Annotated in this window: 19 protein-coding genes and 1 tRNA gene; 14 read left to right on the plus strand and 6 right to left on the minus strand. The window is 72.7% G+C overall.

The window, feature by feature from the left end; all coding sequences use genetic code 11:
• The 11 genes from nuoF (at position 1) to RM425_RS03175 (ending at position 14,594) form a co-directional block, all read left to right on the plus strand.
• Entirely contained in the window at positions 1-1,329 is a 1,329-nt protein-coding gene (gene nuoF / locus RM425_RS03125) for an NADH-quinone oxidoreductase subunit NuoF (protein ID WP_311343720.1), read from the plus strand.
• Positions 1,326-3,860: an NADH-quinone oxidoreductase subunit G gene (locus tag RM425_RS03130; protein ID WP_311343721.1), complete on the plus strand. Its 2,535-nt coding sequence runs from the start codon at positions 1,326-1,328 to the stop codon at positions 3,858-3,860. Before nuoF ends, RM425_RS03130 begins: the two co-directional genes overlap by 4 nt.
• Positions 3,860-5,326 (plus strand): NADH-quinone oxidoreductase subunit NuoH, encoded by a 1,467-nt coding sequence (nuoH, locus tag RM425_RS03135; protein WP_311344025.1) that lies wholly within the window; start codon positions 3,860-3,862, stop codon positions 5,324-5,326. The genes RM425_RS03130 and nuoH overlap by 1 nt, the downstream gene beginning before the upstream one ends.
• Positions 5,319-5,957: an NADH-quinone oxidoreductase subunit NuoI gene (nuoI, locus tag RM425_RS03140; RefSeq protein WP_311343722.1), complete on the plus strand. Its 639-nt coding sequence runs from the start codon at positions 5,319-5,321 to the stop codon at positions 5,955-5,957. The genes nuoH and nuoI overlap by 8 nt, the downstream gene beginning before the upstream one ends.
• Complete coding sequence (locus RM425_RS03145) at positions 5,954-6,781, plus strand: NADH-quinone oxidoreductase subunit J (protein ID WP_311343723.1); 828 nt, start codon at positions 5,954-5,956, stop codon at positions 6,779-6,781. Before nuoI ends, RM425_RS03145 begins: the two co-directional genes overlap by 4 nt.
• The gene (nuoK, locus tag RM425_RS03150) at positions 6,778-7,077 is read left to right on the plus strand and encodes an NADH-quinone oxidoreductase subunit NuoK (protein ID WP_311343724.1); all 300 of its coding nucleotides are present in this window, start codon (positions 6,778-6,780) and stop codon (positions 7,075-7,077) included. The genes RM425_RS03145 and nuoK overlap by 4 nt, the downstream gene beginning before the upstream one ends.
• Before the next feature lie 20 nt (positions 7,078-7,097).
• The gene (gene nuoL, locus RM425_RS03155; protein WP_311343725.1) at positions 7,098-9,005 is read left to right on the plus strand and encodes an NADH-quinone oxidoreductase subunit L; all 1,908 of its coding nucleotides are present in this window, start codon (positions 7,098-7,100) and stop codon (positions 9,003-9,005) included.
• Between the two features lie 123 nt (positions 9,006-9,128).
• Positions 9,129-10,760 (plus strand): NADH-quinone oxidoreductase subunit M, encoded by a 1,632-nt coding sequence (locus RM425_RS03160; protein ID WP_311343726.1) that lies wholly within the window; start codon positions 9,129-9,131, stop codon positions 10,758-10,760.
• Positions 10,757-12,316 (plus strand): NADH-quinone oxidoreductase subunit NuoN, encoded by a 1,560-nt coding sequence (gene nuoN, locus RM425_RS03165; protein WP_311343727.1) that lies wholly within the window; start codon positions 10,757-10,759, stop codon positions 12,314-12,316. Before RM425_RS03160 ends, nuoN begins: the two co-directional genes overlap by 4 nt.
• A gap of 1 nt (position 12,317) precedes the next feature.
• On the plus strand, positions 12,318-13,373 hold the full coding sequence (locus RM425_RS03170; RefSeq protein WP_311343728.1) for a polyprenyl synthetase family protein: 1,056 nt from the start codon (positions 12,318-12,320) through the stop codon (positions 13,371-13,373).
• Between the two features lie 12 nt (positions 13,374-13,385).
• A complete protein-coding gene (locus tag RM425_RS03175; RefSeq protein WP_311343729.1) occupies positions 13,386-14,594 on the plus strand; it encodes a PQQ-dependent sugar dehydrogenase in 1,209 nt (402 codons plus the stop codon).
• Here RM425_RS03175 and RM425_RS03180 read toward each other — a convergent pair.
• The gene (locus RM425_RS03180) at positions 14,578-15,264 is read right to left on the minus strand and encodes a pyridoxamine 5'-phosphate oxidase family protein (protein ID WP_311343730.1); all 687 of its coding nucleotides are present in this window, start codon (positions 15,262-15,264) and stop codon (positions 14,578-14,580) included. The genes RM425_RS03175 and RM425_RS03180 overlap by 17 nt on opposite strands.
• A gap of 81 nt (positions 15,265-15,345) precedes the next feature.
• Between RM425_RS03180 and pdxR the strand changes: the two genes are divergently transcribed.
• Positions 15,346-16,827 carry a MocR-like pyridoxine biosynthesis transcription factor PdxR gene (gene pdxR / locus RM425_RS03185; RefSeq protein ID WP_311343731.1) on the plus strand — a complete coding sequence of 494 codons (1,482 nt, stop codon included), beginning with the start codon at positions 15,346-15,348 and terminating at the stop codon, positions 16,825-16,827.
• Positions 16,828-17,067: 240 nt separating this feature from the next.
• Here the strand turns inward: pdxR and RM425_RS03190 are convergent, their stop codons facing one another.
• A complete protein-coding gene (locus tag RM425_RS03190; RefSeq protein ID WP_311343732.1) occupies positions 17,068-18,168 on the minus strand; it encodes a 2-oxoacid:ferredoxin oxidoreductase subunit beta in 1,101 nt (366 codons plus the stop codon).
• A complete protein-coding gene (locus RM425_RS03195) occupies positions 18,165-20,177 on the minus strand; it encodes a 2-oxoacid:acceptor oxidoreductase subunit alpha (protein ID WP_311343733.1) in 2,013 nt (670 codons plus the stop codon). The genes RM425_RS03190 and RM425_RS03195 overlap by 4 nt, the downstream gene beginning before the upstream one ends.
• Before the next feature lie 165 nt (positions 20,178-20,342).
• Between RM425_RS03195 and htpX the strand changes: the two genes are divergently transcribed.
• Entirely contained in the window at positions 20,343-21,221 is an 879-nt protein-coding gene (gene htpX, locus RM425_RS03200; protein ID WP_311343734.1) for a zinc metalloprotease HtpX, read from the plus strand.
• 126 nt (positions 21,222-21,347) lie between these two features.
• On the opposite strand, the gene RM425_RS03205 is transcribed toward htpX, so the two are convergent.
• The 3 genes from RM425_RS03205 to RM425_RS03215 all read right to left on the minus strand — a co-directional run bounded on the left by RM425_RS03205 (position 21,348) and on the right by RM425_RS03215 (position 23,843).
• Entirely contained in the window at positions 21,348-22,205 is an 858-nt protein-coding gene (locus RM425_RS03205; protein ID WP_311343735.1) for a class F sortase, read from the minus strand.
• Positions 22,206-22,216: 11 nt separating this feature from the next.
• Positions 22,217-23,008 (minus strand): CHRD domain-containing protein, encoded by a 792-nt coding sequence (locus RM425_RS03210; RefSeq protein WP_311343736.1) that lies wholly within the window; start codon positions 23,006-23,008, stop codon positions 22,217-22,219.
• Positions 23,009-23,351: 343 nt separating this feature from the next.
• Positions 23,352-23,843, minus strand: coding sequence for a YajQ family cyclic di-GMP-binding protein (locus RM425_RS03215; RefSeq protein WP_311343737.1), 492 nt, complete (start codon positions 23,841-23,843; stop codon positions 23,352-23,354).
• Between the two features lie 86 nt (positions 23,844-23,929).
• Here RM425_RS03215 and RM425_RS03220 point away from each other — a divergent pair.
• Positions 23,930-24,011: transfer RNA gene (locus RM425_RS03220), tRNA-Tyr, on the plus strand.
• Positions 24,012-24,051: the final 40 nt, after the last annotated feature.

Raw genomic sequence — 24,051 nt, forward strand, 5'->3', positions numbered from 1 at the left:
ATGCCCCTCACCCCTGTCCTCACCACCCGCTGGGGCGCCGACAAGTCCTGGCGGCTGTCGACCTACGAGTCGATGGAGGGCTACAGCGCCCTGCGGACGGCGCTGTCGATGTCCCCCGACGAGCTGGTCACCATGGTCAAGGACTCCGGCCTGCGCGGTCGCGGCGGCGCCGGCTTCCCGACCGGCATGAAGTGGAGCTTCATCCCGCAGCCCAAGCCCGGCGAGACCCCGACCGGTCCGGCGGCCATGCCCAAGTACCTCGTGGTCAACGCCGACGAGGGGGAGCCGGGCACCTGCAAGGACCTGCCACTGATGATGGCCGACCCGCACTCGCTGATCGAGGGCGTGATCATCTCGGCCTACGCGATCCGGTCGAAGTTCGCCGTCATCTACGTCCGCGGTGAGGCCGTGCACGCCCACCGCCGGCTGGTGGCCGCCGTCGAGGAGGCGTACGCGGCCGGCTATCTCGGCAGCGACATCCTGGGTTCGGGCTACGAGCTCGACCTCGTGGTGCACGCCGGCGCCGGCGCCTACATCTGCGGCGAGGAGACGGCGCTGCTGGACTCCCTCGAGGGCTACCGGGGTCAGCCCCGGCTCAAGCCGCCGTTCCCCGCCGTCGCCGGCCTGTACGGCGCCCCGACGGTCATCAACAACGTCGAGACGCTGGCCAGCGTGCCGTTCGTCGTCCGCGGCGGAGCCGAGTGGTTCAAGGCGTTCGGCCCGGAGAAGTCACCGGGCCCGAAGATCTACTCGCTGTCGGGCCGCGTCGTCCGCCCCGGTCAGTACGAGGCCCCGATGGGGACGACGATGCGCGAGCTGCTGGAGATGGCCGGTGGCGTGCGTCCGGGACACGAGCTGAAGTTCTGGACGCCGGGCGGCTCCTCCACGCCCTACTTCACCGCTGAGCACCTGGACGTCCCGCTGGACTTCGACTCGGTGGCGGCGGCGGGCTCCATGCTCGGCACGACCGCGCTGATGGTGTTCGACGAGACCGACTCGATCGTCGAGGCCACCCTGCGGTTCACCGAGTTCTACGCGCACGAGAGCTGCGGCAAGTGCACGCCCTGCCGGGAAGGCACCTACTGGCTGGTGCAGATCCTCGACCGGATCGCGCACGGCCGGGGCACCGCGCGGGACCTGGACCTGCTCCTCGACACGTGCGACAACATCCTGGGCCGCTCCTTCTGCGCCCTCGGTGACGGTGCGACCAGCTGCATCGCCAGCTCGCTGAAGTACTTCAAGGACGACTACGTCGCCCTGCTGCCCTCGGAGGAGCAGGCCCGGCTGGGCCGCAGCCTCCGCCTCGAGCCGGTCGGAGCCCCGTCATGACCCTGACGAACCCCACCCCGGCGCCCGCGGTCCCGCCCGGCGCCCCCGGGCCGCACACCCCGCCGGACGCCGTCCACTGCACGATCGACGGCTTCGACGTCGCCGTGCCCAAGGACACCCTCATCATCCGTGCCGCCGAGCAGGTGGGCGTCTTCATCCCGCGGTTCTGCGACCACCCGCTGCTCGAGCCCGTCGGCGCCTGCCGGCAGTGCCTGGTCGAGGTCGAGGGTCAGCGCAAGCCGGTGGCCTCCTGCACCATGCCGGTCACCGAGGGCATGGCGGTGCGCACCCAGCTCTCCAGCCCGGTGGCCGACAAGGCGCAGCAGGGCACGATGGAGCTGCTGCTGATCAACCACCCGCTGGACTGCCCGACCTGCGACAAGGGCGGCGAGTGCCCGCTGCAGAACCAGGCGATGGGTCACGGGCGGACCGAGAGCCGGTTCGTCGACGAGAAGCGGACCTACCCCAAGCCGCTGGCGATCAGCACCGAGATCCTGCTCGACCGCGAGCGCTGCGTGCTCTGCGCCCGCTGCACCCGGTTCTCGCAGCAGGTGGCCGGCGACCCGTTCATCGAACTGTTCGAGCGCGGGGCGCTGGAGCAGGTGGCGATCTACGAGGACGAGCCGTTCGAGTCCTACTTCTCCGGCAACACCACCCAGATCTGCCCGGTGGGCGCCCTGACCAGCACCCAGTACCGGTTCCGCGCCCGCCCCTTCGACCTGCGCAGCGAGGACAGCGTCTGCGAGCACTGCGCGTCGGGCTGCTCGATGCGCACCGACTACCGGCGCGGCAAGGTGACCCGGCGCCAGGCCGGTGACGACCCGGCGGTCAACGAGGAGTGGACCTGCGACAAGGGCCGCTACGCGTTCCGCTACGTCACCTCCAACGAGCGGCTCACCACGCCCTTGGTCCGCGGCGCCGACGGCACGCTGCAGCCGGCGTCCTGGCCGGAGGCGTGGGCCGCGGCCGCCGCCGGGCTGGCCGCCGCGCGCGAGGCGGGCGGCGTCGGGGTGCTGCCCGGCGGACGGCTGACCGTCGAGGACGCCTACGCCTACGCGAAGTTCGCCCGCGTGGCGCTGGGGACCAACGACGTCGACGCCCGCGCCCGCGCGCACTCCGCGGAGGAGATGGCCTTCCTGGCCGGCACGGTGGCCGGCACCGGCCCCGGCCGGGGCGGGGTCACCTACGACGAGCTGGGGACCGCTCCCGTCGTCCTGCTCGCGGGGTTCGAGCCGGAGGAGGAGTCACCGATCGTCTTCCTGCGGCTGCGCCGGGCGGTGCGCACCGCGAAGACCCAGGTCTTCGACCTCGCGCCCTTCCCGACGCGGGCCGCGCAGAAGCTGCAGGCCACGGTGCTCACCACGCTGCCCGGCGCGGAGGCCCGGTCGCTGCAGGCGCTGGCCGCCGGCACCTGGGGCGGCCCGGCGGTGGAGGCGCTGCGGACACCGGGCGCCGTCGTCCTCGCGGGGGAGCGGCTGGCCGAGGTCCCCGGTGCGTTCACCGCGCTGCTCGAGCTGGCGGAGGCCACCGGCGCACGCATCGCCTGGGTCCCCCGCCGCGCCGGCGAGCGTGGCGCCCTGGAGGCCGGCGCCCTGCCCGGTCTGCTGCCCGGCGGTCGCGCGGTCGCCGACCCCGCTGCCCGTGCCGAGGTGGCCGCGCGCTGGGGGATCGATGCGGACGCCATCCCGCCGGGACCGGGGATGGACACCACCGGCATCCTCGCCGCGGTGCGCGACCGGCGGCTGGCCGGGCTGCTCGTCGGCGGTGTCGACCCCGCTGACCTGCCCGATCCCGTGCTGGCCGAGAACGCGCTGGCGGAGGCCCGCTTCGTCGTCAGCCTGGAGATGTTCCCGACGGCGGTCACCGAGTGGGCCGACGTCGTGCTGCCGGTCGCCGCGGCGTCGGAGAAGGCCGGCAGCTACCTCGACTGGGAGGGCCGGGCGCGGTCCTTCGACGCCACGCTGCACGACACCGGCAGGCTGAGCGACGCCCGGGTGCTGCACGGCCTGGCCGACCTCATGGACGTCGACCTGCGGCTGCCGACGCCCGAGGCGGCACGGGCGGAGCTCGCCGCGCTGGGCACGGCGCGGTCGGCCGGCATCGCCGGTCCCGACGTCGGCGCCGCCGGGGCGCCGTCGCTGCGCGCCGACGAGGCGCTGCTGGCCTCCTGGCGCCAGCTGCTCGACGTCGGCACCCTGCAGCGGGACGAGCCGGAGCTCTCCGGCACCGCCCGCCGGCCGGTCGTCCGGCTCGGCGCGGAGGCCGCCGCGCGCCTGGGCGTCGCCGACGGCGAGCTGGTGACCGTGACCGGGCCGGCCGGCTCGGTCACCCTCCCGCTGCTGGTCACCCCGATGCCCGACCACGTGGTCTGGCTGCCGATGCGCTCCCCGGGCAGCGAGGTGCGCACGCACCTGGGCACCGGACCCGGCGCCGTCGTCCGCCTCGCCGCGGCGGCCAGGGTGTCCTCGCCCACCGGGGCCACGACGATGTCCTCTCCCACCCCTGCCACCCCGGCGGGAGGTATGGCGTGATGCTGCTGGCCAGCCCCGAGCAGCCGACCCTCGAGGACTTCGGCAACGACGTCTGGTGGATCGTCCTCATCAAGGTCGTCGGCGTCTTCGTGATCCTGGTGCTGCTGACACTGTTCGCCATCGTGTTCGAGCGCAAGGTCGTCGCCCGCATGCAGCAGCGGATCGGCCCCAACCGGGTCGGCCCGCGCGGCTACCTGCAGAGCCTCGCGGACGGGCTGAAGCTGGCGTTCAAGGAAGACATCATGCCGGCGCTGGCCGACAAGCCGGTCTACTTCCTGGCGCCGGTGATCGCGACGGTCCCGGCGTTCGTGGCCTTCTCGGTGATCCCGATGGGCCCGGCGGTGAGCATCTTCGGCGAGGTGACGCCGCTCCAGCTGACCGACGCACCGATCGGTGTGCTGGTGGTCCTCGCCTCCTCGGCGATGGGCATCTACGGCATCGTCCTCGGCGGCTGGGCCTCCGGCTCGACCTATCCGCTGCTGGGCAGCATGCGCAGCGCGGCGCAGATGATCAGCTACGAGATCGCGATGGGGCTCTCGATCGTCGCCGTCTTCCTCTACGCGGGGTCGATGTCGACCTCGGAGATCGTCGCCGCCCAGGCCGACGGCAACGAGGTCTCCCTCTTCGGCTTGGAGTTCACCGGGCCCAGCTGGTTCGCCGTCCTGCTTCCGGTCTCCTTCGTCATCTACGCCATCGCGGTGGTCGGCGAGACCAACCGGGCGCCCTTCGACCTCCCCGAGGCCGAGAGCGAGCTGGTCGGCGGCTTCCACACCGAGTACTCGTCGCTGAAGTTCGCGCTGTTCTTCCTGGCCGAGTACATCAACATGGTCACCGTCTCCGCGCTGGCCGCCACCCTGTTCCTCGGTGGCTGGCGGGCGCCGTGGCCGCTCTCCATCTGGGACGGCGCCAACTCGGGCTGGTGGCCGATGCTGTGGTTCTTCGGCAAGGTCGTCGTCGCCCTGTTCTTCTTCATCTGGCTGCGCGGCACCCTGCCCCGGCTCCGGTACGACCAGTTCATGCGGTTCGGCTGGAAGGTGCTCGTCCCGGTCGCCCTGGTGTGGATCCTGGTCGTCGCCACGATGCGGACCGTCTCCCGGGAGACCGACCTCTCCACCGGCGAGGTCGCGCTCTTCATCGGGGTCCCGGTCGCGCTCCTGGTCCTGCTGGCCATGGCGCTGGGTGGCCGGGCGGCTAACCGCGAGACCCGCGTCGCCGCGGAGCACGCCGCCGCCGGCGGGGTGCACACCGTCTCGGACGAGCCGGAGGTTCTCCCGCCCGCGGGAGCGCAGCGCCGTCCCACCGGCGGGCCCAGCCGCGCCGAGGGTGGTTTCCCCGTACCGCCGATGGACCTCACGGTGCCGCCGTCGCCCCGGCTTCGGCACCAGCCCGCCGGCGAGGGCGGCGCAGTCGTGGCCACCGGCCGGCGCGGCACCACCACCGTCGAGGAGGACAAGCCCGATGTCTGAGAACCGGCCTGGGCGCACGCCCGCGACCCGCGGCGGCAGTGAGGTGGCCCGGCCCTCGACCGGCCACCTGGCCAAGCGCACGGTCCGCGACAGCCTGATCCCGGCCCCGCTCCAGGGGTTCGGGGTCACCTTCGCCCAGATCTTCCGCAAGGTGACCACCGAGCAGTACCCGTTCGAGCCCAAGGTGACCAAGCCGCGCTACCACGGCCGGCACGTGCTCAACCGCCATCCCGACGGGCTCGAGAAGTGCGTGGGCTGCGAGCTCTGCGCCTGGGCCTGCCCGGCCGACGCCATCTACGTGGAGGGCGGCGACAACACCGAGGAGGCCCGCTACTCCCCGGGCGAGCGGTACGGCGCGGTCTACCAGATCAACTACCTGCGCTGCATCTTCTGCGGGCTGTGCATCGAGGCCTGCCCGACGCGGTCGCTGACGATGAGCAACGACTTCGAGCTCGCCGACGACAACCGGCAGGACCTGATCTACACCAAGGAGCAGCTCATGGCGCCGCTGCTGCCCGGCATGGAGCAGCCGCCGCACCCCATGCGGCTGGGGGACGACGAGAAGGACTACTACCTGCGCGTGCCGGAGGCGGGATCGGCGGCCGAGGCTGTCGTGGGGGAGAAGGCGTGAACGACGTCGTCATCGGCACCGGCGAGACGGTCGCCTTCTGGGTGCTCGGCCCGGTCGCCCTGGCCGGGGCGCTGGGCATGGTGTTCAGCCGCAACGCGGTCCACTCGGCGCTGTGGCTGGTCACCACGATGCTGTCGCTGGGCGTCTTCTACGTCATCCAGTCCGCACCGTTCCTGGGCGCCGCGCAGATCATCGTCTACACCGGCGCGATCATGATCCTCTTCCTGTTCGTGCTCATGCTGGTGGGCCGCGACTCCTCCGACTCCGTCGTCGAGACGCTGCGCGGTCAGCGGGTGGCCGCGGCGGTGCTGGGCGTCGGCTTCGCCGCGCTGGTCGGCGCCGGCATCGCCCGCGCGACCGAGGACATCGTCGTGACGGGCCTGGGCGACGACGGCGGCAACGACAACGTCGTCGCGATCGCCGAGCTGCTCTACACCCGCTACCTGCTGGCCTTCGAGATCACAGGGGCGCTGCTGATCGTCGCGGCGGTAGGTGCGTTGATCTACACCCAGATGGAGCGCGAGCCCGGCACCCGGCGCGGCCAGAAAGAGCTCTCCCGCGCCCGGTTCCTCACCGACCGGCCGCAGACCCTGCCCGGCCCCGGCGTGTACGCCCGCGCCAACTCCGTCGCCGCCCCGGCGTTGCTGCCCGACGGGCGTACCTCGACCGACAGCTACGCCACGGGCATCGAGCCCGGCGAGGTGGAGCAGATGCCCCGTCCCACCGGCCGGGAGCAGCTCGGCTCGCCGGATGCCGCGCTCGGCACGCTGGACCCGGCGCCCAGCGACATCCCCGGCGGCCGGGAAGGCGGTCAGCACCGATGACACCGACCTACTACCTGGTGCTCGCGGCCATCCTGTTCACCATCGGTGCCGTGGGCGTCCTGGTGCGGCGCAACGCCATCGTCGTGTTCATGTGCGTCGAGCTGATGCTCAACGCGGTCAACCTGACCCTGATCACCTTCGCCCGCACCACCGGCACCATCGACGGCCAGATCATCGCCCTGTTCGTGATGGTCGTCGCGGCCGCCGAGGTCGTCATCGGCCTGGCCATCATCATGTCGATCTACCGGACCCGCCGGTCCGCCTCGGTCGACGACGCCAACCTCCTCAAGTACTGACGCGCGGGACGGGGACATCTGTGTCTGAGGCACTGCCCGCCGAGGGTCTGCTCGGCTGGTCCTGGCTGCTCATCGCGCTGCCCCTGGCGGGTGCTGCGGTGCTGCTGCTGGGCGGCCGGCGCACCGACCGCTGGGGCCACCTGCTGGGGACGGCGACGGTGGTCGGCGCGTTCCTGCTGGCCGTGCTCTGCGCCGTCCAGCTGACCGACGTCGAGGAGCGATCGGTCGACGTCGACCTGTTCACCTTCATCTCCACCGGTGAGCTCGACGTCCGTGCCGGGCTCCTCTACGACCCGCTGTCGGCGCTGTTCGCGCTGCTGATCACCGGCGTCGGCGCGCTGATCCACGTCTACTCGATCGGCTACATGGCGCACGACCCCGGGCGACGCCGGTTCTTCGCCTACCTGAACCTCTTCGTCGCGGCGATGCTGCTGCTGGTCCTGGGCAACAGCTTCGTGGCGCTCTACGTCGGCTGGGAGGGCGTCGGTCTGGCGTCCTACCTGCTCATCGCCTTCTGGTACACCCGCCCGGCGGCTGCGACGGCGGCCAAGAAGGCCTTCATCATGAACCGGGTCGGCGACGTCGGCCTGGCCCTGGCGATCTTCATCATGTTCGCCCAGCTCGGGACGACGTCCTACGCCGGCGTCTTCGGTGCGGTGGGCACGCTGGCCGGCGGGACGATCACCGCCATCGGGCTCCTGCTGCTGCTCGGTGCCTGCGGGAAGTCCGGCCAGTTCCCGCTGCAGGCGTGGCTGCCCGACGCCATGGAGGGGCCGACCCCGGTCTCGGCGCTCATCCACGCGGCCACGATGGTCACCGCGGGCGTCTACCTGATCGCCCGCTCGGCCCCCATCTACGACCTCACCGAGACCGCGCGCACCGTCGTGCTCGCCGTCGGGGCGATCACGCTCCTGATCGGCGCCATCGCCGGGTGCGCCTTCGACGACATCAAGAAGGTGCTCGCCTACTCGACGGTGAGCCAGATCGGCTACATGTTCCTGGCCGTCGGTCTCGGCCCCGCCGGCTACGTCGCCGGCCTGGCGCACCTGCTCACCCACGGCTTCTTCAAGGCCGGTCTGTTCCTCGGTGCCGGGTCGGTCATGCACGCGATGGACGACCAGGTGGACATGCGCCGCTTCGGCGGGCTCTGGAAGAAGCTGCCGATCACCTTCGCCACCTTCGGGCTGGGCTACCTGGCGCTGATCGGTTTCCCGTTCCTGTCCGGCTACTTCACCAAGGACGCGATCATCGAGGCCGCGCTGGACCGGGACGACGTCTGGGGCTGGGTCCTCGGGGGCGTGGCCGTGCTCGGTGCCGGCCTCACCGCCTTCTACATGACCCGGCTGATGCTCATGACCTTCTTCGGCCGGGCCCGCTGGCGCGAGGGGGTCCACCCGCACGAGTCCCCATCGGTGATGACCGCGCCGATGGTCGTGCTGGCGCTGGGCTCCATCGGTGCCGGGTTCCTCCTGGTCGAGGCCTTCCCGCTGTCGGACTGGCTGGAGCCGGTGTTCGGCGAGCCGGAGGAGGCGGCGCACGTGGTGGCGCCGGCGACGGTCGGCCTCGTGGTGACCGTGGTGATGCTCCTCGGCGTGCTGGCGGCCTGGCTGTTCGTCGGCCGCCGCGAGGTGCCGACCGAGGCCCCGGTGCGGGTCTCGCCGGTCACGCGGGCGGCCCGCAACGCCCTCTACGCGGACACGGTCAACGAGTCGCTGGTCATGCGCCCCGGTCAGTGGCTCACCCGCGCTCTGGTGTGGGTGGACAACCGCGGTGTGGACGGCGCGGTCAACGGGCTGGCCGCCGGGCTCGGGGGCTCCTCCTCGCGGCTCGGCCGGACGCAGACGGGGTTCGTGCGCAGCTACGCGCTCGGCATGCTCGGCGGCGCGGTCCTGGTGGCCGGTGCACTGCTGGCGGTGACGTCGGGATGAGCGGACAGGGGCCCGAGCATCGCAGCGAGGAACGAGCGAGGAGCGGAGCGCGCCGCGGTGGCGAACGGGCTGCACGGAGCGGACAGCGCAGTTTCCCGAGGACGAACGGAGAGGTTGTAGGACGTGGCTGACTTCCCGTTCCTCGTGGCGATGATCGCCGTGCCGGCGATCGGTGCGGCTGCGGTCGCTGCCCTGCCCAAGGGCCGCGAGCTGATCGCCAAGCAGCTGGCCCTGGGCGTGAGCCTGGTCGTGCTGGTGCTCGCCGTCCTGGCCACGATCGCCTTCGACACCGGCGGCGAACGGTTCCAGCTGACGACGTCGGTGGCCTGGATCCCCGACTTCGGCGTCGACTTCGCCCTGGGCGTCGACGGCATCGCGCTGGTGATGCTCCTCCTCATCGGCCTGCTGGTGCCGCTGGTCATCGGCGCCTCCTGGGAGGACCGTGCGCCCGGCTCCGACGAGGCGCCGGCCGGTTCACCGGAGCGCTCCATGCGCTTCTTCTTCGCCTGGCTGCTGCTGCTCGAAGCGTTCATGGTCGGCGTCTTCGCCGCCACCGACGTCTTCCTGTTCTACGTCTTCTTCGAGGCGATGCTCGTCCCGATGTACTTCCTGATCGGCAGCTTCGGCGGGCCGCGACGGCAGTACGCCGCGGTGAAGTTCTTCCTCTACAGCCTCGTCGGCGGGCTGATCATGCTGGCCTCGGTCATCGGGCTGTACGTGGTGAGCAACAGCCAGCTCGGGGAGGGGACCTTCGCCTTCGACGCGCTGCGCGAACTGGAGATCGACCCCGGCGTGCAGAAGCTGCTGTTCCTCGGCTTCTTCGTCGCCTTCGCCATCAAGGCGCCGCTGGTCCCGCTGCACACCTGGCTGCCCGACTCCGCCGCCGAGGCGCCGATCGGCGGAGCGGTGCTGCTGGTCGGCGTCCTCGACAAGGTGGGCACCTTCGGGTTCCTGCGCTACTGCCTGCCGCTGTTCCCCGATGCGTCGCGGTACTTCGCGCCGCTGGTGCTGGTGCTGGCCGTGGTCGGCGTCCTGTACGCCGCCCTGCTGGCCATGGGGCAGAGCGACATGAAACGGCTCGTGGCCTACACGTCGATCTCGCACTTCGGCTTCATCGCGCTGGGCATCTTCGCCTTCACCACCGAGGCGGCCACCGGCGCGGTGCTCTACATGGTCAACCACGGCATCGCGACCGGCCTGCTGTTCCTCGTCGTCGGCATGCTGATCGCCCGCGGCGGCTCCCGCCAGATCGGCGACTACGGCGGCGTCGCCGCCCAGGCCCCCAAGCTGGCGGCGGTCTTCCTCGTCGCCGGCCTGGCCTCGCTCGCGCTGCCGGGCACCAACAGCTTCGTCAGCGAGTTCCTCGTGCTGATCGGCTCGTTCCCCGAGCGGCCGGTCCACACGATCCTGGCCACCGTCGGCATCATCCTGGCCGCGCTCTACATCCTGCTGATGTACCAGCGCACGATGCACGGGCCGGCCCGCGGGGTCGTGGCTCCGATGACCGCCGACGAGCACGGGCACGGGCACGACCCGGTCGACGGGACGACGACCGGCGGTGGCGGGGCGACCGCCGTCCTGTCCGCGCCGACCGTCGCGGCCGTGCGGTTCCGCGACCTGAGCCGCCGTGAGATCGCCGTCGTGGCGCCACTGGTGGTGCTGGTCGTGGTGCTCGGCGTCCAACCCCAGCTGCTGCTGGACATCATCGAGCCGGCGGTCGTCGCGACCCTGGACGACCTCGGAGGGACCCCATGATCGAGGCCCCTGACCTCTCGTGGGCGGCGCTGGCGCCGCTGCTGATCGTCTTCGGCGCCGCCTGCATCGGCGTGCTGGTCGAGGCCTTCGTGCCCCGGGACGTGCGGCACCCCGTGCAGGTCGCCGTCGCCCTGGTCGGCACGGGCGGCGGCCTGGCCGCCACGCTGGTGTACGCGGCCACCCACGAGTGGGGGGACGGCGCCGGCGACGTCACTGCGGGCGGCGCGCTCGCCGTCGACAAGGCCGGCCTGTTCCTGCAGGCGACGGTCACCGGCCTCGCGGTCCTCGCCGTGCTGCTGTTCGCCGAGCGCGGCCTGGACCCGGCCCGGTCGGCCTTCGTGGCCTCGGTCGCGGTGCCGGCCGGCAGCCCGCGGGACCGCGACCAGCTCACGGCCACCCGGGTGCAGACCGAGGTCTACCCGCTGGCCACCTTCGCCGTCGGCGGCATGATGGTGTTCGTCACCGCGAACGACCTGCTGATCATGTTCGTCGCGCTGGAGGTGCTCAGCCTCCCGCTGTACCTGATCAGCGGGCTGGCCCGGCGGCGGCGGCTGCTGTCGCAGGAGGCGGCGGTCAAGTACTTCCTCCTGGGTGCGTTCGCCTCGGCGTTCTTCCTGTACGGGCTCGCGCTGGTCTACGGGGCCACCGGCACCATCCGGCTCGGTGAGATCCGCGAGGCCACCGCCGGGGGCGGCAGCGACGTGCTCCTCGTGCTGGGGCTCGCGCTGCTCGTGGTCGGCCTGCTGTTCAAGGCCAGCGTCGCGCCCTTCCACAGCTGGACGCCCGACGTCTACCAGGGCGCCCCGACCCCGGTCACCGCCTTCATGGCGGCCTGCACCAAGGTGGCGGCCTTCGGCGCGATCCTCCGGCTGCTCTACGTCGGGTTCGGCGCCGAGGAGTGGACCTGGCGGCCGCTGATCTACGGGGTGGCGATCGTGTCGATGGTCGTCGGCGCCGTCCTCGGCCTCACCCAGACCGACCTCAAGCGGATGCTCGCCTACTCCTCGATCGCGCACGCCGGCTTCCTGCTCACCGGTGTGCTGGGGCTTGGCGCGGGCGAGGACGGGTCCGGCCTGGCGGCAACCATGTTCTACCTGGTCACCTACGGGCTCACCACGCTCGGCGCCTTCGCCGTCCTCACCCTGGTGCGCGACGGCGACGGCGAGGCCGGGCACCTGTCGCAGTGGGCCGGGCTGGCGTCGCGGTCCCCGCTGACCGCCGCGGTGATGGGCCTGTTCCTGCTCGCGCTGGCCGGGATCCCGCTCACCGCGGGGTTCACCGGCAAGTTCGCGGTGTTCCGCGCCGCCGTCGAGGAGGGCGCCTGGCCGCTGGTGCTGGTGGCGGTGCTCGCCAGCGCCGTCGCGGCGTTCTTCTACCTGCGGGTCATCGTGCTCATGTACTTCTCGCCGCCCGCGGCGGACGGACCGACGGTGGGCGTGCCCGGCATCCCGACGACGGTCGTGCTCGCCGTCACGGCCAGCGCCACCCTCGCGCTCGGCATCCTCCCCGGGGCGGTGCTCGACCTGGCCGAGCAGGCGGCTAGATTCGTCGGTTGATATGACCGGAGCCCGTGCCGCAGCCGACGGCACCCCCACGGAGGTCTGGCACCGGATCTCGACGCCGGCCTCCACCATGGGGCCCTGGCTGCCCGACGGCGCCCTGGGCGAGGCCCTGGCCGGGGGGCTCGCCCGGGTCGAGTCCGCGCTGGCGGAGTCGGTCGGCAGCGAGCACCCCTTCGTGCGCGAGGCGGCCGGCCACCTCATGGCGGCCGGCGGCAAGCGGTTCCGGCCGATGCTGGCGCTGCTGGCCGCGCAGCTGGGGGATCCGGACCGCCCCGAGGTCACCTCCGCCGCGGTGGTCTGCGAGCTCACCCACCTGGCGACGCTGTACCACGACGACGTCATGGACGAGGCCTCCGTGCGCCGCGGTGCCCCCAGCGCGAACAGCCGCTGGACCAACAGCATCGCGATCCTCGCCGGCGACCTGCTCTTCGCCCGGGCTTCCGACCTGCTGGCCGACCTCGGCCCCGAGGCGGTGCGCATCCAGGCGCGCACGTTCGAGCGGCTGGTCACCGGCCAGATCCGCGAGACGGTGGGTGCCCAGCCCGGCGACGACCCGGTCGGCCACTACCTCGAGGTCCTGGCCGACAAGACCGGCTCGCTGGTCGCCACCTCCGCCCGGTTCGGCGCCTCCTTCGCCGGGGTCGGCGACGACCTGGTCGAGGCGCTCACCGCCTTCGGCGAGGAGGTCGGGGTGGCCTTCCAGCTCTCCGACGACCTCATCGACATCGTCAGCGTCGCCGGCGCCTCGGGGAAGTCGCCCGGGACCGACCTGCGCGAGGGCATCGCCACCCTCCCCGTGCTGTTCGCCCTGGCCGGGAACGACCCGGCGGAGGCACGGCTGCGCGAGCTCGTCGCCGCTCCGGTCACCGACGACGCCGAGCACGCCGAGGCGCTGCGGCTGCTGCGCGCATCCCGCTCGCTGGAGCGGGCCACCGACGTCCTGCGCGAGTACGCCGACCGGGCCCGGGCGCGGCTGTCCGCCGTACCGGCGGGGGACGTCCGGGACGCGCTGTCGGCGCTGTGCGACTACGTGGTGACGCGTACCAGCTGAGAAAGGACCCCCATGCCCCCCACCACTCGCACGCTCGTGGCGGGACCCTGCATGGGGGCCGCGCTGTTGATCGCCGCCTGCTCCGCCTCGTCGACGGCGGAGGAGGAGGCGGGGTCCGTGTCGACGCCCCCCACGACCTCGGCGCCCACCGGTGCTCCGTCGCTGGAGGTCGAGGTGGTGGCCGACGGGCTCGACCATCCCTGGGACGTCGCGCAGGCCGAGGACGGCACGCTGCTGCTCGACGAGCGCGCGGGCGGCTTCACCGCGGTGCTGCCGGACGGCACCGTGCAGGAGGTGGCGGCGGACTTCGGCGACCTGTTCGCCGTGGGGGAGACCGGCCTGATGGGCCTGGCGCTGGACCCCGCCTTCGCCGAGAACCGGCGGTTCTACACGTGCCAGGGCGTCACGGACGGCGGCGATGCCTCGATCGAGGTGATCGCCTGGACGATGGACGACGAATGGAAGGCCGCCGACCGCGTCCAGGACCCGCTCATCGGCGGCATCCCGGTCAACGAGGACATCGGCCGGCACGGCGGCTGCCGGCTGGAGTTCGCACCCGACGGGGCGCTGCTCGTGGGCACCGGGGACAACGCCGTGAGCACCTTCCCGCAGGACCTCGGTTCGCTGGCCGGCAAGGTGCTGCGGGCGGACTCCGCGACCGGGGAGGCGCTGCCGGACAACCCGTTCGCCGCGCCGGACGACGGGGCTGCCGACCTGATCTACACCTACGGGCACCGCAACGTGCAGGGTCTGGCCGTCCGACCGGGCACCGATCAGGTGTACTCGGTCGAGCACGGCCCCGACCGGAACGACGAGGTCAACCTGCTGCAGCCCGGCGGCAACTACGGCTGGGACCCGGTGGGCGACGGGGAGTACGACGAGAGCGTCCCGATGACCGACCCGGAGATCGACGGTGCGGTGCCGGCCGTCTGGGACTCCGGCGCCCCGCCCATCGCGCCGAGCGACGGCACCTTCCTCGACGGCGACCAGTGGGCCGACTACGACGGACTGCTCCTGCTGGGCGCGCTGCGCGGCGAGCACGTGCTGGCGCTCCGCCTGGACGAGTCCGGCACTCTCACCGAGCAGTTCCGGCTGCCTGAGCTGGACGGCGACTACGGGCGCATCCGCACCGTCGAGCAGGGCACCGATGGTGCGCTCTACGTGACCACCGACAACGGCGGCGGCTCCGACCAGCTGCTCCGCGTCACGCCGGCGGGCTGAGCGCCCGGTTCCGCACCCGGCCCGGGACGGGAACGCCGACGGGCAGGAGTGGGCAGGGCTCGGGCGTCCCCGACACCGTCCGGAACGGCAGGACCCCGGCCCACACCGGATCGGAATCACCCGGAGCGGCCAGGTCCGCCTCGTCGTCCCCGGGCGGACCGGTGCGGATCTTGACGCTGGCCTCGGCGAGGTCCAGGGCCAGCACCGCCGTCGCAGCCAGCTCCTTGCGGTCGGGCTGCCGGGTGGCGGTCCAGGAGCCGGGAGCCAGCTGCTCGGTGAGCACCTGCAGGCCCAGCAGCTTCTCGTCGGGGTCGGTGACCGGTCGCGCCGTGCCGTGGACCACCGCACACCGGTAGTTCAGCGAGTGGTGGAACGCCGACCGCGCATAGACGACGCCGTCCAGGTGCGTGACGGTGAAGCAGACCGGAGCGCCGGCCGTGGCCGCGCGCAGCGTGCCGGCCCCGGTGGAGCCGTGCAGGTAGAGGGTGTCGTCGGAGCGGCCGTAGCCTGTGGGCAGGACCACCGGGGCGCCGTCGAGCACGACCGCCAGGTGGCCGACGAGGCCGGCGTCGAGGACGGCGTACAGGTCGCCGCGGTCGGTGCGAGCGCGCTTGGCGCCCCGGCGGACGGTGCTGCGCGGGGTCGGGGACAGCGGGGTGGCGGAGACCATGCTCCCGATCCTGGACGCCGGAGTGGACCTCCGGAACGGCCAATCGGCTAGCATCCCGGCAGGCCACTGGGAGGGGGCACGGTGACCGGCATCCCGCCCGTCGTGCTCGACCGGGCATCCGGCACGGCGCTGTCCGTGCAGCTCGCCGACGCCCTGCGGGCGGCCGCCGCCGGCGGCGCCCTGCGGCCCGGTGACCGGCTGCCCTCGACCCGGGAGCTGGCCGCCGCGCTGCGCGTCAGCCGCACCGTCACCAGCGCCGCGTACGACCAGCTCCTCGCCGAGGGCTGGGCCGGCGGCCGCCGCGGCGTGGGCACGTTCGTGCTCGGCGCGGTGCCGTCGACCCCGGCAGCACCACGCCCCGGGCGGGGACCGGGCGCGCCGGCGCCCGCGCTGGTCGACCTGCGGGCCGGGTCGCCCTGCCTGGAGGTGCTGGACCGCGCCGCGTGGCGGCGGGCCTGGCGTGCGGCGGGGGACCAGCCGCCCGACCTCCGCCCCGACCCGGCGGGCGACCCCGCCTTCCGGGCCGCGGTGGGGGACCACCTGCTGCGGCACCGCGGGCTGGTCGCCGGCCCCGACGACGTGCTCGCCACGGCCGGCACCTCGGCTGCCGTGGGCGAGGTGGCGCGGATCCTGCCGCCGGGCAGCCGGGTCGCCGTGGAGGACCCGGGCTACTCGCGCGCGGTGGCTGCGCTGCGCGACGCGGGCATCGAGGTGGTCCCGGTCCCCGTCGACGACGACGGGCTGGTCGTCGACGCCCTGCCGGGCGGTCTGGCCGCGGTCTACTGCACACCGGCCCACCAGTTCCCGACCGGCCGGCGGATGTCCGCCGCACGACGGCTGGCCCTGGTCACCCGGGCGCGCGCGGAGGGCTGGTGGGTGCTGGAGGACGACTACGACGGCGAGCTCCGCTTCGACGTCGCCCCCCTGCCATTGCTCGGCGCGCTCGGACCCGACGTCGTGGTCCACCTCGGCACCTCGAGCAAGATCCTCAGCCCGACGCTGGGCGTCGGCTGGCTGGTGGCCCCCGCGCCGCTGCGCGCGGACCTGCTGGCCCGCCGCACCGCCACCGCCATCCGCCCCGCCCGCGCGGGGCAGCGGGTGCTCGCCGCGCTGGCCGCCTCGGGCGACCTGGCCCGTCACCTCCGGCGGCTGCGCCGGGAGATGGCCGGCCGGCGCGAACAGGTGCGTGCCGCGGTCGCCGCCGCCGGGTGCGTCGCCGAGGGTGACCCGGCCGGTGCTCACCTGGTGGTGCAGTTGGCGGACCCCGCGACGGAGGAGGCCGTCCGCGCGGACGCGGCCCGGCGGGGACTGGCGCTGGACGGGCTCGGCCGCCATCACCAGGGGAACGGTCCGGACCGCCGGGCCGGTCTGGTGCTCGGCTTCGCCGCCCCGACCCGGGCCGAGCTCGACCGGGCGCTCCCCGTCCTGACCGCGGTGCTCCGGGCCGCCGGCCGGGGATCAGGCGAGCATGAGCACCAGCCCGGTCAGCGCGATGGCCAGAGCCAGCCACAGCAGCATCCGGAACGCACGGCGCCGGCCCCGTCGGTTGGACCGCAGCCCTGAGGCCAGGTCACCCCACGAGTCGATCTGACCGGCGGGGGAAAGGGGTTCTCGCTCGTACCGCTCCATGCCTCCAGCATGCCCGCCCTGGAGCGCGACGGGCCCGCCTCCCCGGGGGGAGACGGGCCCGTGGTGCGGTGTCGGCCCGAGTGGGCCCCGGAGGGGGCCGCGCAGGGCCGACGGATCGGCTCAGCGCGGCCGGGTACGGCTCGTGGCCGCGGTGTCGTCCGGAGGACGACAGTGTTACTGCACGGTCCAGGTCTCGCCGCCGCCGAGCAGGGCGTCGAGGTCGGCGTCGCCCTGCACGCGGGCGGTGTCGAGCTGCTCGGTCATCATCCCGTCGTAGGTCGGCTTCTGGACCGAGCGGAACACGCCCATGGGCGTGTAGCGCAGGTCCTGCGACGACAGCCGCGACAGCGCGAACGCGTACGCCGGGTTCTCCCGGGTCGCGTCGTGGACGACGATCTCCTCGGCGGCGACCTGGTTGGTCTCGGCGATGCGCAATCCACCGAAGTCGTCGCGCACGACGCAGGCGGCACCGTCGGGCCCGAAGACCAGCGGCTTGCCGTGCTCGAGCGGGATCGACCACTGGGTGCCCGTCGTCGGGTCCTTGAGCAGCTCGAAGGCGCCGTCGTTGAAGATGTTGCAGTTCTGGTAAATCTCCACCAGTGACGTCCCCTGGTGCTCCGCCGCCTGGCGCAGCACGTCGGTGAGCCCCTTGCGGTCGGAGTCCATCGCCCGGCCCACGAAGGTGGCGTCGGCGCCCAGGGCCAGCGAGATGGGGTTGAACGGCGCGTCGATGGAGCCCATCGGCGTGGACTTGGTGACCTTCCCGACCTCGGAGGTGGGGGAGTACTGGCCCTTGGTGAGCCCGTAGATCCGGTTGTTGAACAGCAGGATCGTCATGTTCACGTTGCGGCGCAGCGCGTGGATCAGGTGGTTGCCGCCGATGGACAGCGAGTCGCCGTCACCGGTGACGACCCACACCGACAGGTCCGGCCGGGAGGCGGCCAGGCCCGTGGCGATCGCCGGGGCGCGGCCGTGGATCGAGTGCATCCCGTAGGTGTTCATGTAGTACGGGAAGCGCGACGAGCAGCCGATCCCCGAGACGATCACCATGTCCTCGCGGGCGATGCCGAGGCTGGGCAGGAAGCTCTGGACCGCGTTGAGGATGACGTAGTCACCGCACCCCGGGCACCAGCGCACCTCCTGGTCGGTCTTGAGGTCCTTGGCCTTGAGGTCGGTCTTCTTCTCGCCCGAGACGGCGACCGAGGTGGCCACCGCGGCCGAGATCGGGTTCCCGGGCATGCCCAGGTCGTGCACGTGGGTGTCCAGCGTGGTCACTGCATGGCTCCGTTCGCTGCGGCTCCGGCCGGAACCGCCTCGGTGCTCGTGGTGTCGGTGCTCGTGGTGTCGATGGCGTCCTGGATGACCGCGGCCAGCTCGGCTGACCGGAACGGCATCCCGCTCACCTGGGTGTGGCTCTGCACGTCGACCAGGTACTTCGCGCGCAGCAGCAGGGCGAGCTGCCCCAGGTTCATCTCCGGGCAGATGACCCGGTCGTACCGGGCCAGGACCTCGCCGAGGTCGGCGGGGAACGGGTTGATGTGCCGCACGTGGATCTGGGCCACCTTGCGGCCCGAGGCCCGGATCCGCCGGCAGGCGGCCCCGATGGGGCCGTAGGTGGAGCCCCAGCCGATGACGGCGACGGTCGCGTCCCCGTCCGGGTCCTCGACGTCGGTCGGGCCGATCGAGGCGGCGATGCCGTCGATCTTGGCCTGCCGCGTGCGGACCATGAAGTCGTGGTTCGCCGGGTCGTAGGAGATGTTGCCGTTCCCGTCGGCCTTCTCCAGCCCGCCGATGCGGTGCTGCAGCCCCGAGGTGCCGGGGACCGCCCACGCGCGCGCCAGGGTCTCCGGGTCGCGCAGGTAGGGGTGGAACTCGGGGGTGCCGTCGGTGGACTCGGCGTTCGGCCCGGTGGCGAACCCGACCGTGCCGGTGAGGTCCGGCAGCGAGTCGGTCGAGGGCACCGCCCACGGCTCGGCCCCGTTGGCCAGGTAGCCGTCCGAGAGCAGCATGACCGGGGTCCGGTAGGTCAGCGCGATGCGCGTGGCCTCGATCGCGGCGTCGAAGCAGTCCCCGGGCGAGCGGGGGGCGATGACCGGCAGGGGCGCCTCGCCGTTGCGGCCGAACATGGCCTGCAGCAGGTCCGACTGCTCGGTCTTGGTCGGCAGCCCCGTCGAGGGGCCGCCGCGCTGCACGTCCACGATGAGCAGCGGCAGCTCGGTCATGACCGCCAGCCCGATCGTCTCGGCCTTGAGCGCCACGCCGGGTCCCGACGTCGTCGTCACGCCGAGGGCGCCGCCGAAGGAGGCACCCAGCGCCGCACCGATGCCGGCGATCTCGTCCTCGGCCTGGAACGTGCGGACGCCGAACGCCTTGTGCTTGGACAGCTCGTGGAGGATGTCCGAGGCCGGGGTGATCGGGTAGGCGCCCAGGAAGATCGGCAGCCCTGAGCGCTGCCCGGCGGCGACGATGCCGAGCGCGAGCGCCTGGTTGCCCGAGATGTTGCGGTACTTCCCCGCTGCCATGGGGGCGGGCTTGATCTCGTAGGAGACGGCGAAGGCCTCGGTGGTGTCGCCGTAGTTGTAGCCGGCGCGGAATGCGGCGATGTTGGCCGCCGCGATCTCGGGCTTGCGGCGGAACGTCCGCTCCAGGAACCGGATCGTGCCCTCGGTGGGCCGGTGGTACATCCAGCTCAGCAGGCCGAGGGTGAACATGTTCTTGCTCCGCTCGGCCTCCTTCTTGCCCAGGCCCGAGTCGGCCAGCGCGTCCAAGGTCATCGAGGTCAGCGGCACCGGCACGGTCTGCCAGCCCTCGAGGGAGCCGTCCTCCAGCGGGTTCGTCGCGTAGCCGACCTTCGCCAGGTTGCGCGGGGTGAACTCGTCGGAGTCCAGGATGAGCAGGCCACCGCCGGGCAGGTCGGAGAGGTTCGACTTCAGCGCCGCCGGGTTCATCGCCACCAGGACGTCGGGGGCGTCCCCGGGGGTCATGATGTCGTGGTCGGCGAAGTGCAGCTGGAACGAGGAGACACCCGGCAGGGTCCCCGTCGGCGCCCGGATCTCGGCGGGGAAGTTCGGCAGGGTCGACAGGTCGTTGCCGAAGGACGCCGTCTCGCTGGTGAACCGGTTGCCGGTCAGCTGCATGCCGTCGCCGGAGTCACCGGCGAGGCGGATCACGACGCGGTCGAGCGCGACCACGCTCTTGACCAGCCCGCCGGTCGCCGAGTGCGCGGCCGTCGCGGAGACGTCGTCGTGGGGCGCGCCGATGGGCGGCGGGGTGCTGGCAGTCATCAGTGGTGTACCTCCACCGGCCGAGGTTACGTGCGCAGGGGCACCCCCCGGTACAGAGACCGGAAGGTGATTCCAGATTCACCTGCATCAACCACCCGGTGGAGCTCCGCATTCCTCCGGGCGGGGGGCGGGAACGGCGTCCGGCGCGACGCCGTTGAGGAGGTCGTGCAGCGCTGGAACAACGGACTCAAGACCGCCGTCCTCCTCGGCCTCATGGGCGGGCTCATCCTGGCTGCCGGTGCCCTGGTCGGCGGCCGGAGCGGGCTGCTCATCGCCCTGGTCGTAGCGCTCGGGGTGAACGGCTACGCGTACTTCAACTCCGACAAGCTCGCGCTGCGGGCGATGCGCGCCTTCCCGGTGACCGAGACCCAGGCGCCGCAGCTCTACGCGATGGTGCGCGAACTGGCGACCGAGGCGCGCCAGCCCATGCCGCGGCTCTACGTCAGCCCGACCGACCAGCCCAACGCGTTCGCCACCGGCCGCAACCCCCGCAACGCCGCCGTCTGCGTCACCCAGGGGATCCTGGAGCTGCTCGACCGGCGGGAGCTGCGCGGCGTCCTGGCGCACGAGCTCTCGCACGTCTACAACCGCGACATCCTGATCAGTTCGGTCGCCGGTGCCATGGCCACGGTCATCACCTACCTGGCGCACATGGCGATGTTCGCCTCGCTGTTCGGCGGCCGCGGCGGGGACGACCGCGGCGGCGGCAACGCCCTCGGCGGGCTCCTGCTGGTGTTCCTCGGTCCGGTGGCCGCCGGACTGGTGCAGATGGCCGTCAGCCGCAGCCGCGAGTTCCAGGCCGACGCCACCGGTGCCCACCTGTCGCAGGACCCGCTGGCGCTGGCGTCGGCGCTGCGCAAGATCGAGCGGGGCGCCGGCGCGCGACCGCTGCCGCAGGAGGACCGGCTGGTGACCCAGAGCCACCTGATGATCGCCAACCCGTTCCGCGGTCAGGGCATGGCGTCGATGTTCGCCTCGCACCCGCCGATGCCCGAGCGGATCGCCCGGCTCGAGGCGATCGCCCGGGACCTCGGCCAGCACTGACCGGCGCCGCCGGCGGCCGCCGCCGGCGTCGAGCACCCGGTCGGCCGGCTCAGTGGCAGGAACCCGCCTTGCCGGCGCTGGATCGGTCAGCGCAACGGAGCAGTCGCCTCGGGCCGCCCACGACTCTCAGTCCGTGGCTTCTGCGAGGCTGGCGAAGGCGATGACGTTGGCCTGGTAGTCCCCGGTGTCGTCCTCGAACGCGCCCCCACAGGTGATGAGTCGCAGACCCACGTGGTCGATGCCGCCGTAGACCTCCTCGGTCGGGAACTCGTCCTTGGGGTGCTCTTCGACCCGGTCGACCCGGAAGGTGGCGACGGTGCCGTCTGCGCGGTCGACGACGACCGTGTCCCCGGCGCGCAGCTCACGCAGCCCGTAGAAGGCTCCGGGCTCGCCTTCCCAGTCGACGTGGCCGGCCAGGACGGCGGGTCCCAGTCGCCCCGGAGTCGGGCTGCCGTCGTACCAGCCGACGGGATAGGCGCCGGGTGGGACCTCCATGCTCCCGTCGCTCTCGAGGCCGAGCGTCATGATCTCCGAGCTCACGCCCAGGGCCGGAATCTGCAACCGGACGGGCTCACTGGCCGGCAGTTCCCGGGGGGCGGCGGCCGGGGAGACCGACCGGCCCTGCAAGGGCGGCGCCCCGGTGAGCGGAGCAGCCTCGACGGCGAGAGGAGCGGCGAGGCGGGCGGAAGGGCCGGCGTCCTGCGGGAAGAGGACGACCGCTCCGACGCTCGCGGCGGCGAGCAGGACGGAGGCAGCAGCCCAGGCTCGGCCGGCACGGGGCCGGTTCGCTCCGGGGCCGAGGCGCGCGGATCGTCCGTAGCGGGTGACAGCTGGCGGTCGGGCGAGAAGATCCAGGATCCCGGCGTCGCTGACCGGCGTCCGCGCTGGCGGTGGTGGTGGCGGATACGGACCCACGATCCGCGCCGCACCGCCCGCCCCGGTCTCCGAGGAGCCGGGGCGGGCGGTGCGTGGGCGGTCGGGCATGTGCCTGGGTATCAGGCGGTCGTGCGGGAGTTCCGCCGCGCGGCGAAGGCCGCGCCACCGGCCGCGGTGAGGGCAAGACCGCCGAGGACGTAGGGCAGCGAGCTGGCCTCGTCGGTGGCGGAGCTTCCGTCGCCGGCGGCGACCCCGCCGGCGGGCGTGGCCTTCAGCACGCCGCACAGGGCCGGGTCGGTGGCCTCGCCCGGCAGCGACGCGTCCAGATCGGACACCCCGCGGTCCCCGGCGCTGTAGGCGCCGTCTCCGTCGTAGTCCACGCCATGGATGACGACGACGGCCTTGCCCGAGAGGATGGCGTCGGCGACCTCTTGGCTCACCTGGACGTCCCCGCGGGAGTACTCGAAGTCGTCACCGACGGCGAATCGGTCCACGGCCAGGCCGGAGGCGGGGGAGGTGTCGCCCGAGGTGGTCAGCGACACCACGATCTCGCCGTAGGCCGGAGCGCCCTCGGTGGTGGTGAAGTGCGTGTGGGGGTCGGTCTCACCTGCGAGCGCCGCAGCGTTGTTGTCCGACGCCGTGGGGCACTCGTTGCGGGCCGTCGCCCCGAAGTGGATGTGCGCCGCGTGCGGCGCGTCCGCCAGCAGGCCCTGGGCCGCCAGCGTGAACGACAGGTTGGTGCCGGAGATCTGGACGGTCCCCTGGCCGCTGGCAGTCACGGGGTTGACCGGAACGGGTGTCAGGTCGGCCCGGGCCGAGCCTTCTGCGGCCATGGCGGGACCCGCTGCCGCCAGCAGTGCGGTGAGGCTGACGATCGGGACGGTCAGGGCTGCGCGCGTGATGCGGTTCACGGTGGACCTCTCATCGATGTCCCCGCGGTGCCGCTGGTGTGGGCGCCGTCGAGGCGGGACTTCCACACCTGTTATCGGTAGCCGACCCCCCTGCTGTGACCCACGCCAGAAGATTGCACAAGACAGGGTTCCGTGCCGCGTACTGATCATCGACTCTCGCTCGCGGCCCCCGGCCATCGCGAACCCGGCGGCCCCGGCGAACTGCTCGGCGTCCACTCGCACCGCTGGCCCGCGGCCGACGGCCGCACGCGCGCCGCAGCCGGCGACCTGATGGCCGCCGCGCTGGGCACTCGTGCGGACCGAGGCGCCGTAGCGGCGCTCCGAACTGCGGAGACGTGGCGCGTCAGCGGTAGTTGTCGAACTGCAGGGCGACGTCGAGGTCGGCGCCGCGGAGCAGCTGCTGCACCGCCTGCAGGTCGTCGCGCTTCTTGCCGCTCACCCGTAGCTGGTCGCCCTGGATCTGCGCCTGCACACCCTTCGGGCCCTCGTCGCGGATCAGCTTGGAGATCTTCTTGGCGACGTCGGACTCGATGCCCTGCTTGATCCGGGCGGAGATCTTGTAGCTCTTGCCCGAGGACTGCGGCTCGTCCGCGTCCAGCACCTTGAGCGAGATGTTCCGCTTGATCAGCTTCTCCTTGAACACCTCCAGCGCGGCCGCGACCCGCTCCTCGGTGTCGGCCTGCAGCGTCACGCCCTCCTCGCCCGCCCAGGCGATGGTGGCGTTGGTGCCGCGAAAGTCGAAGCGCTGCGACAACTCCTTGCCGGTCTGGTTCAGCGCGTTGTCGACCTCCTGCCGGTCGACCTTGCTGACGACGTCGAAGGACGCATCGGCCATGGGAACTCCCCTCATCGGGCGGGCGCCGCTCGGGACTGGCGAGGTCGGCGACCGCCGTCTTGTATTCTGCTCCGGTACCACCGCACGGCGGGTTGCCCGAGTGGCCAATGGGAGCGGACTGTAAATCCGTCGGCTTAGCCTACGAAGGTTCGAATCCTTCACCCGCCACGCCCGGTACGAACGGCCCTCGACCCTCCGGTCGGGGGCC

The organism is Blastococcus goldschmidtiae (assembly GCF_031845325.1).
GTDB lineage: Bacteria > Actinomycetota > Actinomycetes > Mycobacteriales > Geodermatophilaceae > Blastococcus > Blastococcus goldschmidtiae.